The organism is Streptomyces sp. L500 (assembly GCF_054551825.1).
This window is the reverse complement of record NZ_JBTOLC010000015.1, coordinates 34,263-47,617: the sequence shown is the minus strand read 5'-3', so window position 1 is coordinate 47,617 and position 13,355 is coordinate 34,263. Positions and strand designations below refer to the sequence as shown.

Annotated in this window: 14 protein-coding genes; 8 read left to right on the top strand and 6 right to left on the bottom strand. The window is 73.7% G+C overall.

From position 1 onward, the window contains the following. Positions 1–63 precede the first annotated feature (63 nt). A complete protein-coding gene (locus ACX9I7_RS16395) occupies positions 64–1,539 on the top strand; it encodes a catalase (RefSeq protein WP_387566467.1) in 1,476 nt (491 codons plus the stop codon). A 117-nt stretch (positions 1,540–1,656) separates the two neighbouring features. Here the strand turns inward: ACX9I7_RS16395 and ACX9I7_RS16390 are convergent, their stop codons facing one another. Together ACX9I7_RS16390 and hisN are read right to left on the bottom strand one after the other, a co-directional pair. Beyond that, on the bottom strand, positions 1,657–2,064 hold the full coding sequence (locus ACX9I7_RS16390) for a CBS domain-containing protein (RefSeq protein WP_387567292.1): 408 nt from the start codon (positions 2,062–2,064) through the stop codon (positions 1,657–1,659). A 200-nt stretch (positions 2,065–2,264) separates the two neighbouring features. After that, positions 2,265–3,071 (bottom strand): histidinol-phosphatase, encoded by an 807-nt coding sequence (gene hisN, locus ACX9I7_RS16385; protein WP_189451526.1) that lies wholly within the window; start codon positions 3,069–3,071, stop codon positions 2,265–2,267. Positions 3,072–3,208: 137 nt separating this feature from the next. Here hisN and ACX9I7_RS16380 point away from each other — a divergent pair, with 137 nt between their 5' ends. Then, complete coding sequence (locus tag ACX9I7_RS16380; RefSeq protein ID WP_387566463.1) at positions 3,209–3,826, top strand: TetR family transcriptional regulator; 618 nt, start codon at positions 3,209–3,211, stop codon at positions 3,824–3,826. 13 nt (positions 3,827–3,839) lie between these two features. On the opposite strand, the gene ACX9I7_RS16375 is transcribed toward ACX9I7_RS16380, so the two are convergent. From ACX9I7_RS16375 to ACX9I7_RS16360, 4 genes are all read right to left on the bottom strand, one after another. After that, the gene (locus tag ACX9I7_RS16375; RefSeq protein ID WP_126915949.1) at positions 3,840–4,163 is read right to left on the bottom strand and encodes a DMT family transporter; all 324 of its coding nucleotides are present in this window, start codon (positions 4,161–4,163) and stop codon (positions 3,840–3,842) included. A gap of 123 nt (positions 4,164–4,286) precedes the next feature. Continuing rightward, entirely contained in the window at positions 4,287–5,291 is a 1,005-nt protein-coding gene (gene rsgA, locus ACX9I7_RS16370) for a ribosome small subunit-dependent GTPase A (protein ID WP_459387770.1), read from the bottom strand. Between the two features lie 17 nt (positions 5,292–5,308). Continuing rightward, positions 5,309–6,679 carry a 3-phosphoshikimate 1-carboxyvinyltransferase gene (gene aroA / locus ACX9I7_RS16365; RefSeq protein WP_189451523.1) on the bottom strand — a complete coding sequence of 457 codons (1,371 nt, stop codon included), beginning with the start codon at positions 6,677–6,679 and terminating at the stop codon, positions 5,309–5,311. Positions 6,680–6,706: 27 nt separating this feature from the next. Next, positions 6,707–7,423 carry a M50 family metallopeptidase gene (locus ACX9I7_RS16360; protein ID WP_459387769.1) on the bottom strand — a complete coding sequence of 239 codons (717 nt, stop codon included), beginning with the start codon at positions 7,421–7,423 and terminating at the stop codon, positions 6,707–6,709. A gap of 41 nt (positions 7,424–7,464) precedes the next feature. Between ACX9I7_RS16360 and ACX9I7_RS16355 the strand changes: the two genes are divergently transcribed. The 6 genes from ACX9I7_RS16355 (at position 7,465) to ACX9I7_RS16330 (ending at position 13,354) form a co-directional block, all read left to right on the top strand. Next, positions 7,465–8,295 (top strand): SOS response-associated peptidase, encoded by an 831-nt coding sequence (locus ACX9I7_RS16355; protein ID WP_459387768.1) that lies wholly within the window; start codon positions 7,465–7,467, stop codon positions 8,293–8,295. 17 nt (positions 8,296–8,312) lie between these two features. Then, positions 8,313–8,963, top strand: a complete 651-nt coding sequence (locus ACX9I7_RS16350) for an alpha/beta hydrolase family protein (RefSeq protein WP_387566448.1) — start codon at positions 8,313–8,315, stop codon at positions 8,961–8,963. Positions 8,964–9,273: 310 nt separating this feature from the next. After that, entirely contained in the window at positions 9,274–9,954 is a 681-nt protein-coding gene (locus tag ACX9I7_RS16345; RefSeq protein WP_189451773.1) for a sigma-70 family RNA polymerase sigma factor, read from the top strand. Further along, positions 9,951–10,283, top strand: coding sequence for a mycothiol system anti-sigma-R factor (rsrA, locus tag ACX9I7_RS16340; RefSeq protein ID WP_358624134.1), 333 nt, complete (start codon positions 9,951–9,953; stop codon positions 10,281–10,283). The genes ACX9I7_RS16345 and rsrA overlap by 4 nt, the downstream gene beginning before the upstream one ends. A gap of 165 nt (positions 10,284–10,448) precedes the next feature. Then, the gene (locus ACX9I7_RS16335; protein ID WP_459387767.1) at positions 10,449–11,795 is read left to right on the top strand and encodes an HD-GYP domain-containing protein; all 1,347 of its coding nucleotides are present in this window, start codon (positions 10,449–10,451) and stop codon (positions 11,793–11,795) included. A 311-nt stretch (positions 11,796–12,106) separates the two neighbouring features. After that, entirely contained in the window at positions 12,107–13,354 is a 1,248-nt protein-coding gene (locus tag ACX9I7_RS16330; protein ID WP_387567290.1) for an HD-GYP domain-containing protein, read from the top strand. Position 13,355 lies beyond the last annotated feature (1 nt).

Below are 13,355 nucleotides of genomic sequence, written 5' to 3'. Positions count from 1 at the left end.
GTCCAATGTAGGATCGATCTCGGCTCAGGCCAAGGGACAGACGATCTGACGACGGAGGCGTAAGTGTCGACGAACGGCGAGGCGGCAACGGTGACGGGCCCGCTGACCACGGAGTCCGGTGCTCCGGTCGCGGACAACCAGAACAGCGAGAGCGCGGGTGCCGGCGGCCCCATGCTGATCCAGGACCAGCTGCTGCTGGAGAAGCTCGCGCACTTCAACCGCGAGCGGATCCCGGAGCGCGTCGTGCACGCCCGTGGCGCCGGTGCCTACGGCACCTTCACCGTCACCGCCGACGTCACGCGCTGGACCCGGGCGAAGTTCCTCTCCCAGGTGGGCAAGCAGACCGAGACCTTCCTGCGGTTCTCGACGGTCGCCGGCAACCTCGGCGCGGCGGACGCGGTCCGCGACCCCCGGGGCTTCGCGCTGAAGTTCTACACCGAAGAGGGCAACTACGACCTCGTAGGCAACAACACCCCGGTGTTCTTCATCAAGGACGCCATCAAGTTCCCCGACTTCATCCACACCCAGAAGCGCGACCCGTACACCGGCTCGCAGGAGGCGGACAACGTCTGGGACTTCTGGGGCCTGTCGCCCGAGTCCACCCATCAGGTGACCTGGCTCTTCGGCGACCGCGGCATCCCCGCCTCCTACCGCCACATGAACGGCTACGGCTCGCACACCTACCAGTGGAACAACGAGGCCGGCGAGGTCTTCTGGGTCAAGTACCACTTCAAGACCGACCAGGGCATCAAGAACCTCACCCAGGACGAGGCCAACCGGCTCGCGGGCGAGGACCCCGACAGCCACCAGCGCGATCTGCGCGAGTCCATCGAGCGCGGCGACTTCCCGAGCTGGACCGTCCAGGTGCAGATCATGCCGGCGGACGAGGCGGCGAACTACCGCTTCAACCCGTTCGACCTGACCAAGGTCTGGCCGCACGAGGACTACCCGCCGATCGAGATCGGCAAGCTGGAGCTCAACCGTAACCCCGAGAACATCTTCGCCGAGGTCGAGCAGTCGATCTTCTCGCCGGCGCACTTCGTGCCGGGCATCGGCCCGTCCCCCGACAAGATGCTCCAGGGCCGGCTCTTCGCCTACGGCGACGCCCACCGCTACCGCGTCGGCATCAACGCCGACCACCTGCCGGTGAACCGCCCGCACGCCACCGAGGCGCGCACCCACTCCCGTGACGGCTTCCTCTACGACGGCCGCCACAAGGGCGCGAAGAACTACGAGCCGAACAGCTTCGGCGGCCCCTTCCAGACGGACCGGCCGCTGTGGCAGCCGGTGACCGTCGCCGGGGACACCGGAAACCACGCCGCTCCCTCGCACGCCCAGGACAACGACTTCGTCCAGGCGGGCAACCTCTACCGCCTGATGTCCGAGGCCGAGAAGGAGCGCCTGATCGCCAACCTCGCCGGCTTCATCGCCAAGGTGTCGCGCGACGACATCGCCGAGCGCGCGATCAACAACTTCCGCCAGGCGGACCCCGACTACGGCAAGCGGTTGGAGGCCGCCGTCCAGGCCCTGCGCGGCTGACGACCCTGGACGCTTGCCGTACCAACCGAAGAGGCCGGACGCCAAGGGGCTCCGGCCTCTTCGGCCTGTCCGCCCCCGGCCCGTCCGGCGCACGCTCCCGGCGTCTTCCGCCTCCGCTCACGCGGAGACCGCGGCCGCCTGGGCGCGCCGGCGTGCGGGCAGCCAGCAGCGGATGATGTCGCGCACCGAGACCACGCCCACCGCCTCGCTGCGCTCGAGGACGATCAGGTGCCGGAACTCGCCGCGCGCCATCGCGGCCGCGGCCTCCTCCAGCGTCCACTCGGGGGTCGCGAAGACGACGTCGGTGGTGGTGTGGCCGTGGGCGGTCTCGCGGTCGGGATCCTGGCCCGCCCCGACCGCGTCGAGTATGTCGCGCTCGGTGAGGATCCCGAGGCCATAGGTGTCGGGGTCGAGGACGACCGCCGCGCCCACCCGGCGGGCGGACATCAGACGGGCGGCCTCGCGGAGGGTGTGCGCGGGGCCGATGGTGAGGACCAGCGTGCTCATGGCGTCGCGGACGAGCATGGCCGTGGCCACCTCCTTGGTGGGCTGCGAACGCGTTCCCGGAACCGTGAACTCCAGCAGGAAACACCGGACTTCACAAGTTCACAAACCGGGGAGGCTGTCATCGTCACACACCGTCAAGAGCGCTAACAAGGCCCGGACGGGGATGATTTTTGCCAGATTTTTACGACCGTCTGTGGGTTTAAAACGGTCCGAAGCGCTTACCGCCGCAGGTAATTCAGCATCTCGTCGTGGAGCAGCCCGTTCGACGCCGCCGCGTTGCCGCTGTGCGGCCCCGGACGCCCGTCCAGGCCCGTGAAGCGGCCGCCCGCCTCCTCGACGATGACGACGTTCGCCGCCATGTCCCACAGCGACAGCTCCGGCTCGGCACAGATGTCCACCGACCCCTCGGCGACCATCATGTAGGGCCAGAAGTCGCCGTAGCCCCGCGTCCGCCAGCAGGCGCGCGTCAGCTCCAGGAAGCCCGGCAGCATCCCGCGCTCCTCCCAGCCGCTCAGCGAGGAGTAGGCGAACGAGGCGTCCTCCATCCGGCCCACCCGGGAGACCTGGAGCCGCTGCGCCGAGGTCAGGCTGCGCCCGGTGTAGGCGCCCGACCCCTTCGCCGCCCACCAGCGGCGGCCCAGCGCCGGAGCCGACACCAGCCCCACGACCGGCTCGTAACCGATCTCGCCCTGATACTCCGTCTGCACCATCAAGGAGATCAGCGTCGCCCAGACCGGCACTCCGCGCACATAGTTCTTGGTGCCGTCGATCGGGTCGATCACCCAGCGGCGCGGGCCCGTGCCCTCGCTGCCGAACTCCTCGCCCATCACCGCGTCACGCGGCCGGGCGCGATGGAGCTGGCCCCGGATCAGCTCCTCGGCGGCCTTGTCCGCCTCGCTCACCGGGGTCATGTCCGGTTTGGTCTCGACCTTGAGGTCGAGGGCCTTGAACCGGTCCATGGTGGCCGCGTCGGCGGCGTCCGCCAGGACATGGGCCAGACGCAGATCATCGTGGTAATCGGACATGCCACGCACACTACCCGTGGCCGCGGCCGGGGCGTGCGCGGCACGACTTGTGAAGGCTCTTGACACCGTCTGGCGGCGCGTCAATTCTGTGCCCTGGCCATCCACAGTCGTGCGGCCGTACGGCCGGGGAGGCGACGATGCCCGCGGCACGAGAGCTCTTGCTGGACGCGGCCTTCACGGCGCTCGTCACCCGGCCCTGGCACGGGGTCCGGATGGTCGACGTCGCGGCCGCCGCCGGGGTCTCCCGGCAGACCCTCTACAACGAATTCGGCAGCAAGGACGGCCTCGCGCGCGCCCTGGTGCGCCGGGAGACCGAGACGTTCCTCGCCGGGGTGGAGCACGCCCTCGCCGCCGTGCCGGACACCGCCGACGCCGGGGACCGCTGCGCCGCCGTGGCCCTGTGGACGCTCCGGACGGCGCGGGCGAACCCCTTCGTCCGCGCCGCGCTCACCGGCTGCCGCGGCGACCGGCTGCCGCCCGCCGCCGCGCCGTCCGTACCGGCGCCCCGCGCCGGGCGCGAGGCGCGCCCGCCCAGGGGCACGCTCTCACCGGGCGCCCTGGTCGGACGGATCCGCGACAGCGTGGCCGGTGCCGTGGGCGCCGACGCGCCCGGCCTGCCCCCCGACGCCGTCCTGCGCGCCTGCGAGGCGGCGGTCCGGCTGACCCTCTCGTACGTCGTCGCCCCCGCCCCCTCGGACGAGGAGGTCGCGGCGGAGGTCGCCGGGCTGGTCCGGGCGCTGCTGACCCAAGGGTGAGCGCGGGACGGGCTCAATGGGACGAGCCGGACAGCTGGAGCCCGATCACCCCGACGATCACCAGGGAGATGGAGACGATCTTGAGGGTGGAGACCAGGTCGTCCAGGAAGACCATGCCGTAGATCGCCGTCCCGGCCGCGCCGATGCCCGTCCACACCGCGTACGCCGGGCCCACGTCCAGCTTCTTCAGCGAGAGCGTCAGCAGGCCGAAGCTGCCGAGGGCGAAGGACGCGAACGCGATCGTGGGCCACAGCCGGGTGAAGCCGTGCGAGAGCTTGAGGCACACGGCGAAGCCGGTTTCCAGGATTCCGGCGACGACGACCAGCAGCCACGCCATGATTGCCTCCCGTTCCGCGGACCGCCCCGTGCGCACCGGTGCTGTGGATGTCCTTGCATGCCCTTGCCGCTGGAGGTCACTCGCAAACGTGGGCGATCGCGGACGCGGTCGGCGGACGGCCGGTCAGTCGCCCTCGCGGCGCTCCCTGGTCGCCAGCAGCCGCCGCAGGGAGTACAGGCGCTGGGGGTCGGCGTGGCCGTCGGCCACCCACTGGTCCAGCGCGCAGTCCTGCTCGTCGTGGCTGCACGCGCGGGGGCAGCCCTCGGTGCCGGGCTCCAGGTCCGGGAAGGCGTGGATGACCCGCGCCGGGTCCACGTGGTGCAGCCCGAAGGACCGCACGCCCGGGGTGTCGATCACCCAGCCGGAGCCGTCGGGCAGCGGCAGGGCCAGCGCCGAGGTGGTGGTGTGCCGGCCCCGGCCGGTGACCCGGTTGACGTGGCCGGTGGCCCGCTGCCGCTCGACGAGCGCGTTGACCAGCGTCGTCTTGCCGACGCCGGAGTGCCCGACGAAGGCGGTGACCCGCCCCTCCAGGTGCTCCCGGACCCGCTCGGCGGCTTCTCCGTCCGCCAACTCCTCGCGGTTGGTCACCACGTAGTTGACGCCCAGGGACCCGTAGGACTCCATCAGGGTCTCGGCGGACGCCAGGTCCGACTTGGTGAGCACCAGCAGCGGCTCCAGCCCGGCGTCGTACGCCGCGACCAGGCAGCGGTCGATCAGCCGCGGGCGCGGCTCGGGGTCGGCCAGGGCGGTGACGATCGCCAGCTGGTCGGCGTTGGCGACGACCACCCGCTCGTAGGGGTCGTCGTCGTCGGCCGTGCGGCGCAGCACGGAGCTGCGCTCCTCGACGCGGACGATCCGGGCGAGGGTGTCCTTGGCGCCGCTGAGGTCGCCGACGACCGCGACGCGGTCGCCGACGACGGCGCTCTTGCGGCCCAGCTCGCGGGCCTTCATCGCGACGATGCTCCGGTCCTCGATGAGGACGGTCAGCCGACCGCGGTCGACCGTGAGGACGAGGCCCTCGGCGGCGTCCTCGTGCTTGGGCCGGATGCTGGTGCGAGGGCGGTTGCCCTTGCGGTTGGGGCGGACGCGGACGTCGTCCTCGTCGGTGTGCTTCCCGTAGCGGCGCATGGTGCTTCCAGGGTCTCTCAGCTTCTCGGCGCCGTCGTCGCCCCCGCGACGGAGCCGAGCATCCCGGTCCACAGCTCCGGGAAGTCGGGCAGGGTCTTGGCGGTGGTGGCCACGTTCTCCACCTGGACGCCCTCGACGGCGAGGCCGATGACGGCGGCGGCGGTGGCCAGCCGGTGGTCCTCGTAGGTGTGGAAGACGCCGCCGTGCAGCGGGCGCGGGCGGATGCGCAGGCCGTCCTCGGTCTCGATGACGTCGCCGCCGAGCTCGTTGATCTCCTTGGCCAGGGCGGCGAGACGGTCGGTCTCGTGCAGCCGGAGGTGGGCGATGCCCCGCAGGACGGACTCGGAGTCGGCCAGCGCGGCGACCGCCGCGATCACCGGCGAGAGCTCGCCGACGTCGTGGAGGTCGACGTCGATGCCGGTGATCCGGCCGGTGCCGGTGAAGGTCAGGCCGGCGTCGGTGAGCTCGCAGCGGCCGCCCATGGCGGTGAAGATCTCCCGGAGGGAGTCGCCGGGCTGGGTGGTGCGCTCGGGCCAGTCCGGGATGGTGACCCGGCCACCGGTGATCAGGGCGGCGGCCAGGAACGGCGCCGCGTTGGACAGGTCCGGCTCGACGACCAGGTCGCGGCCGAGGAGGGCGCTGGGGGAGACCCGCCAGACGTTCGGCTCGCCGCCGGACTCCGGGGTGTCGACCTGGGCGCCGGCCGCGCGCAGCATGTCCACGGTCATCCGGATGTGCGGCAGCGACGGCAGGGCCGCGCCCACGTGGCGGACCTCGACGCCCTGGTTGAAGCGCGGGCCCGACAGCAGCAGCGCGCTGACGAACTGGGAGGACGAGGAGGCGTCGATCTCCACCGGGCCGCCGTCCAGGGCGCCGGCGCCGTGCACGGTCAGCGGCAGGGCGCCGCGGTCGTTGTCGTCGATGCGGGCGCCCAGCGCGCGCAGCGCGTCGATCACGCCGTGGAGGGGGCGCTCGTAGCTGCGGGGGTCGCCGTCGAAGCGGACCGGGCCGTCGGCGAGGGCCGCCACGGGCGGCAGGAAGCGCATGACCGTGCCGGCGTTGCCCACCAGGACCTCGGCCGGGCCGTGCAGCCGGGCGGGGATCACCCGCCAGGCCTCGCCGGTGTGGTCCGGGCCGCCCGCGACGGAGGAGCTGGACGACACGGTCTCCTCGATGCCGACGCCCATGGCGCGCAGCGCGTCGGCCATGAGGACGGTGTCGCGCGAGCGCAGCGGGCGGCGCACCCAGCCGGGCTCGGCGGCGAGGGCGGCCAGCACCAGAGCCCGGTTGGTGACCGACTTCGATCCGGGCACGGTGACGGTCGCGTCGACGGCCCCGTTCGCGACGGGGGCGGGCCAGAGGTCGGTGTGCGCGGGGCTCTCGGTCATGCCCTCACCTTAGTGGTTCGCCGCCGGTCACCGTCCGAGCAGCCAGCGGCCGCCGCCCGCCAGGGAGCACAGGGCCACGAGGTGGAAGAGGCCCAGCCACACCACCGGGGGCACGTTCGTCAGCCGGGCCAGCTGATCCGCGTCCGAGTCCGGGGCGCCGCCGTGCCGCCGCTTGCGCTGGAGCTCGAAGGCCGGCCGCACGCCGCCCAGCAGCAGGAACCACACCACCCCGTAGGCGAACGCCGCCTGCGTCTGCGGCCCGGCCAGCCAGGACACCAGGAAGAACGCCGCCCCCGCGAGCACCACGGTCAGCGCCCCGTAGGCGTTGCGGATCATCACCAGCATCGCGGCCAGCAGCGCCGTCGCGCCCCACAGCAGCGCGGTGATGTGCCCGGCCGACAGCAGGGCGGCGCCGGCCAGGCCCAGCAGGGAGGCGGCCGGGTAGCCGGCCGCGGCGGTCAGGACCATGCCGAGGCCGGTCGGCCGGCCCCGGGAGACGGTCAGCCCGGAGGTGTCGGAGTGCAGCCGGATGCCGTCCAGGCGGCGCCCGCTGAGCAGGGCGACGAGCGCGTGACCGCCCTCGTGGGCGATGGTGATCGCGTTGCGGGTGAGGCGCCAGACGCGGTAGGGGGTGACGGCGGCGAGGGCTATGACGCCGGTGGCGAGAACCAGCCAGAGCGGGGGGTGGGGCTGGTTGCCGACGACGCGGTCCCAGAGCTGGGTGGCGGTGGTGCTGCTGTCCATCTGTGAGCCGCTCCTGGCGTCGTCGTGGCAGTGTGGCACCCATGTGCGGGCGATATGCGGCGAGCCGGCGGCCGGAGGACCTGGCCGGGCTCTTCGAGGTGGAGAAGTGGGTACCGGAGGAGACGCTGGCTCCGGACTGGAACGTGGCGCCGACGAAGAGCGTGTACGCGGTGCTCGAACGTCCTCTGAAAGACGCAGCGGACCGCCGTCCGGTTCGCCAGCTCCGGGCGCTGCGGTGGGGGCTGGTGCCGTCGTGGGCGAAGTCGCCCGAGGGCGCCGCGAAGATGATCAACGCCCGGGCGGAGACGGTCCACGAGAAGCCGTCCTTCCGGCGGGCCTTCGAATCCCGGCGCTGTCTGCTCCCGGCGGACGGCTACTACGAGTGGGTCACCGGCGCGCAGGAGCGCGAGCTGGAGGAGAAAGGGCGCCGCAAGCGCGCCCGGAAGCAGCCGTACTTCGTCACGCCCGTCGACGGCTCGGTGATGGCGATGGCCGGGCTGTACGAGTTCTGGCGCGACCCGACGCTCCCGCCGGACCATCCGCAGGCCTGGTGGGCGACCTGCTCGGTGATAACCACCGAGGCGGAAACGGAGCCGTTCGCCATGGCGACACCCTCCGTTTCGGCCGAGCCCGGCCCCCGCTCCCTGGCGGAGATCCATCCGCGGATGCCGCTGCTGCTCACCCCCGACCGGTGGGCGGCCTGGCTGGATCCCGCCCGTACGGACCCGGAGGAGCTGCGCGCCCTGCTGGCGCCCCCGGCCCCCGGGCTCGTCCGGGCGTACCCGGTCGCCACGGCGGTCAGCGACGTCCGCAACAACGGGCCCGAGCTGCTGACCGAGCTGGCGGCGCCGGAGGAGACGACGCTGTTCTGAGGGCGGCGGGCGGCAGGATGGACCCCGTGACGACAAAGATCGCCGAGACCGTGCAGGACGTACCGACCCCCGCCGGGGACGCCCGCGTCCACTGGTACCTCGCGCCCGACGCCCGCCTCGTGCTCGCCCTGGGCCATGGCGCGGGCGGGGGAGTGGAGGCCCGCGACCTGCGGGCGCTCGCCGCCGCCCTGCCCCTGGACGGGGTCACCGTGGCCCTCGTCGAGCAGCCGTGGCGGGTGGCCGGCAAGAGGGTGGCCCCGGCCCCCAAGGCGCTGGACGAGGCATGGCGGGCGCTGTGGCCGGCGCTCACCGCCCCCGGGCTGCCCGTCGTGGCGGGCGGCCGCAGCGCGGGGGCCCGCGTGGCGTGCCGGACGGCCGCGGAGCTGGGGGCGGCGGCCGTGCTCGCGCTCGGCTTCCCGCTCCACCCGCCGGGCAGACCGGAGAAGTCCCGGGCCGACGAGCTGACCGGCGCGGGCCTGCCCACGCTCGTGGTGCAGGGCGCCCGCGACCCCTTCGGCAGGCCGGAGGAGTTCCCGCCGGGCACCGAGCCGGTGGCGGTGCCGGCCGGCGACCACGGCTTCGCGGTGCCCAAGAAGGCGGACATCACCCAGACGGAGGCCCTCGCCGTGATCACCGACGCCGTGGGGATGTGGCTGAAGGCGATCTGAGGATCTGCCGGGAAACTTGAGGTTCTTGAGGCTCCTGAGAATCTTCGGGAGAAGTTTCCTACCGCCGGGAATGATCCACGAGAGCGTGCTGTTGTCCGGTCTGTAGTCAGGTACCGGCACAGACGAAGGAATGGGAGCTCCCCGCATGGGTTCGATCGCATGCCCGTCCCGCCCGCACACGGCCGACCCGGGATGGGCGGTCCTGAGCATGGCGGAGCCGGCCGTGGCTGGAGCGGCGGGCGGACCGGATCGTCGTCTATTCTCCGATTCGAGCGGGTCCGGCAAGGACGTCGCCATGGTGTTGGAGGAGGTGGGTCCGGTCACTGGGACCGACGCGGAGAACACCGCGAGCGGGCGGGACGCCGAGACCACGGCGGAGCGCAACGCGCGCTTCGAACGCGACGCCTTGACCTTCCTCGACCAGATGTACTCGGCCGCCCTGCGCATGACGCGCAACGCCGCCGACGCCGAGGACCTGGTGCAGGAGACGTATGCCAAGGCCTACGCGTCCTTCCACCAGTTCCGTGACGGCACCAACCTCAAGGCCTGGCTGTACCGCATCCTGACCAACACGTTCATCAACTCCTACCGCAAGAAGCAGCGCGAGCCGCTGCGCAGCGCGTCGGAGGAGATCGAGGACTGGCAGCTCGCGCGCGCCGAGTCGCACATGTCGACGGGGCTGCGCTCCGCCGAGTCCCAGGCGCTCGACCACCTCCCCGACTCCGATGTCAAGGAGGCCCTCCAGGCCATTCCGGAGGAGTTCCGCATCGCGGTCTACCTGGCGGATGTCGAGGGCTTTGCGTACAAGGAGATCGCGGACATCATGGGTACCCCCATCGGCACGGTGATGTCCCGGCTGCACCGCGGCCGTCGTCAGCTGCGCGGCATGCTGGAGGACTACGCCCGCGAGCGCGGACTGGTCCCGGCCGGTGCCGCCTCCGCGCCGAACGGGCCCGACGCGTCGCACAACCGGAAAGGGTCGGACTCATGAGCTGCGGAGACCCGCACGAGACGGACTGCTCTGAAGTCCTCGACCATCTCTACGAGTTCCTCGATCACGAGATGCCCGACGGCAAGTGCGCCGAGTTCGAGGTGCACATCGACGAGTGCTCGCCCTGCCTGGAGAAGTACGGCCTGGAACAGGCCGTCAAGAAGCTCGTCAAGCGCTGCTGCGGCCACGACGACGTGCCGGCCGACCTCCGCTCGAAGGTCATGGGCCGGATCGAGCTGATCCGCGCCGGGGAGTCCGTGCCGGACCAGGACGTGGTCGACGAGGCGCGGGCGGCCGCGGCCGCCGAGGCCGCCGCGCGGCAGGACTGACCGCCGCTCCGGCGTCGGCGGTAGGCCGACGCCGTTGATCCAAACCACCGCACCCGGGAACGTCACCCGAACGGACGGCGCAATACCGACAGGGCGGTTTTCGAGGCTCGGCTGAGCCTATTCTCCCCATCCAGACGCCAGGTCCGAGGTCGGGGAGGACGCGCCATGGGGGCACTTCCGGCGGCGGCTCGCGCGTACATCGCGGGGGCCGTGCTCGCCGCCGCGCTGTGCGCCGTGCCCACCGTGCGGGACGCCTCCGCCGTGCCCTGGGGCGCCGTCGCGCTCCTCGCGGCCCTCTGCGTCGTCTCCGAGCGCCTGCCGCGCTGCCCGCTCACCGTGCCCGTGCTGCTCGCCGGGGTCTTCCTGCTGCCGCCCGGGGCCGCCGGGCTGGTGGCCGTGCCCGGCGCGCTCCTGGGGCGGGTCGGCCGGCGGCCCGTGTGGGTGCGGCGGCTGTGGCACGCGGCGCAGTTCTCCCTCGCCGCGAGCGCGGCCTCCTACGTCCACGGGCTGTGCACGGCGCCGGGCGCCCCGCCGCCCCCCTTCCCGTACGCCCTGCTGCCCGCGCTGGCCGCGGCGCTGACGCTCGCCCTGGTCGTCACCGCGCTCGACGGCGGCGTCCTGGTCGCCGCCGAGGGCCGCTCCCCGCGCGCGGCCTGGGGCGCGCCGCTGCCGGGAGCGCTGGTGCCGCCGCTGCTCCACGGGCCGACGGGCCTGATGACGGCCCTCCTGTGGCACAGCGCGTACGGGCCCGTGGCGGCCCTGCTGGTGCTGCTGCCCATGTCCGTCTCCTCCTGGGTCCTGGACCGCTGCCGCCGCGAGCGCGCCGCGCACCAGGCGACGGTCCGGGCGCTGGTCCAGGCCGTCGACCTCAAGGACCGCTACACGCGCGGCCACAGCGAGCGCGTCGGCCGCGCGTCCGTGCTGATCGCCCGCGAGCTGGGCATCACCGGCGACCGCCTGGAGGCCGTCCGCTTCGCCGGAACCCTCCACGACGTGGGCAAGCTCGGCGTCCCCACCCGGCTGCTGCGCAAGGACGGCCCGCTCACCCCGGAGGAACGCCGCGTGATCGAGCTCCACCCCGAGTTCGGGCACGAGATGGTGCGCGGCATCGGCTTCCTCGGCGAGGCGCGCGACGCGATCCTCCACCACCACGAGCGGCTGGACGGCAGCGGCTACCCCTATGGGCTGATAGGGCATCAGATTCCCGAGTTCGCCCGGGTGGTGGCCGTGGCCGACGCCTTCGACGCGATGACCTCCACCCGCAGCTACAGCCGCGCCCGCCCCGTCCCGGTGGCCCTGGCCGAGCTCCACCGCTGCTCGGGCTCCCAGTTCGACCCCCGCATGGTCGCCGCCCTCACCCGCGCCCTCGACCGCCACGGCTGGTGCCCCGCGAGCGCGCGGGAACGCTCCCCGGAAGACGTCGTTCCGCCCAGCCGAAACGTCCCTGTTGATCACCGTTCGCCGGCGGGTTCGCCTGCGGCGGGCTTCGCGCACCCGGGCGGCCCGACATGACCCGGGCCCGCCCGACGGCCCGGGACCTGCCGCCGACGGGGCGTGGCCCCGCGCCCGGTGGCGCCCCGGCCCCCGGCGGCCAGGGCGGCCGGTCCCCACGGGCGCTGCCGAGCGCCCGGAGAGCGTCCGGCTCCGCACCCCGGGACGGCCGGAGCGGGCACCCCGTAGGCGCGGCCCCGGCCGGCAAGCCACCGGGCGCCTCGTGCGGCCCCGCGGCGGCCCCGCCGCCCCCCGCCCGCCCCGAACGCGGGCCGGCGCGGGCGGCCGGCCGTCGCGCCCCCTCGCGGGGGCGCCCGGCGCTCGTGCGGGGGGTGCACGCCCTCGCCGGGGGCGCCGCGCTCGGGGCGCTCGTGTGGACCGCGTGGCGCGGGGTCGCACAGCCCGGGGTGGCGCTCGCCTATGGGGCGCTCATCGCGCTGGGGGAGGCCGCGCGGCGGCGGTCGGGCGGGGGCGGCGGGGTGCGCGAGACCGCGCCCGTCGGATCGGCCGGGACCCTCGCGTACGCGCTGCTCGGCGAGATCGGCGGCGAGCCCGCCTCGCACGGGGCCGCGCAGGTCGTGGCCGTCGTCCTCGGCGCCACCCTCGCCGGAGCCGTCGGCAGGCCCCCCGCCCTGGACCGGCTCGCCCGCCGCGTGCTGAACGCCGGGTTCGCCGCCGTCTGCTTCCAGCCCCTCCACGCCTCCGGCGCGCTCGGCCCCCGGTTCGCCCACGGCCCGTACTACCCCCTGTTCCTGCTGCTCCTCCTCGCCCTCACCGCCCTGTGCGACGCCGTCCTGGCGGCCGTCCTCGCCCGTGCCCGCACCGGCGGCCCGTACGGCCCGGCGCTCCGCGAGGAGCTGCGCGCCCTGCCCGGCATCGGCTCGGCGATCGGCGCCACCGGCGTCGTCATCGCGCTGGCCGTGGCCGTCGCCGGCCTCTGGGCGCTGCCCGTCTTCTGCCTGCCGATGCTGGTCACCCAGCTGTCCGTGCACCGCTACGAGGCGGTACGGGCCACCCGCCGGCAGACCGTCGCCTCCCTCGCCCGCGCCACCGAGATCGCCGGCTACACCCCCGTCGGCCACGCCCGCCGCGTGGCGGCGCTCGGTCGGGCCGTCGGCCGGGAACTGGGCCTGTCCGCCGCCGACCTCGCCGTCGTCGAGGAGGCCGCGCTGATGCACGACATCGGCCAGCTCTCCCTCCTCGAACCCGTGCCCGCCGGGGCCACCGAGCCGCTGCCCACCGAGGAGCGCCGCCGGATCGCCCTGCTGGGCGGCGCCGTGGTGCGCCGCACCGGCGTACCGCCAGAAGTCGCACTGGTGGTCGAGCGCCAGGCGGACCCGTACCGGGACCAGCCGCTCACCGCCCGTATCGTCCGGACGGTCAACGCCTACGACGACTTCGCCGGCGACCCGGCGTGCGGCCCGCTGCGCGCGCTGGAGCGGCTGCGCCTGGCCACCGCGCACGACCACGAGCCCCGGGTGGTGGAGGCGCTCGCGAGGGTGCTCGCGCGCGGCGGCCCGCACCACCGCACTCGCGGGAGTGCGGGCGAACCGGGACTAGCCCGCCGAACCCACGGGTAAT

Bases quoted from the DNA above. Each gene is read 5' to 3' on its own strand.
- ACX9I7_RS16375 (WP_126915949.1), bottom strand. From the start codon at position 4,163: ATGGCGTGGCTGCTGGTCGTCGTCGCCGGAATCCTGGAAACCGGCTTC.
- ACX9I7_RS16355 (WP_459387768.1), top strand. From the start codon at position 7,465: ATGTGCGGGCGATATGCGGCGAGCCGGCGGCCGGAGGACCTGGCCGGG.
- ACX9I7_RS16350 (WP_387566448.1), top strand. From the start codon at position 8,313: ATGGACCCCGTGACGACAAAGATCGCCGAGACCGTGCAGGACGTACCG.
- hisN (WP_189451526.1), bottom strand. From the start codon at position 3,071: ATGTCCGATTACCACGATGATCTGCGTCTGGCCCATGTCCTGGCGGAC.
- ACX9I7_RS16335 (WP_459387767.1), top strand. From the start codon at position 10,449: ATGGGGGCACTTCCGGCGGCGGCTCGCGCGTACATCGCGGGGGCCGTG.
- rsrA (WP_358624134.1), top strand. From the start codon at position 9,951: ATGAGCTGCGGAGACCCGCACGAGACGGACTGCTCTGAAGTCCTCGAC.
- aroA (WP_189451523.1), bottom strand. From the start codon at position 6,679: ATGACCGAGAGCCCCGCGCACACCGACCTCTGGCCCGCCCCCGTCGCG.
- ACX9I7_RS16390 (WP_387567292.1), bottom strand. From the start codon at position 2,064: ATGCTCGTCCGCGACGCCATGAGCACGCTGGTCCTCACCATCGGCCCC.
- rsgA (WP_459387770.1), bottom strand. From the start codon at position 5,291: ATGCGCCGCTACGGGAAGCACACCGACGAGGACGACGTCCGCGTCCGC.
- ACX9I7_RS16360 (WP_459387769.1), bottom strand. From the start codon at position 7,423: ATGGACAGCAGCACCACCGCCACCCAGCTCTGGGACCGCGTCGTCGGC.
- ACX9I7_RS16380 (WP_387566463.1), top strand. From the start codon at position 3,209: ATGCCCGCGGCACGAGAGCTCTTGCTGGACGCGGCCTTCACGGCGCTC.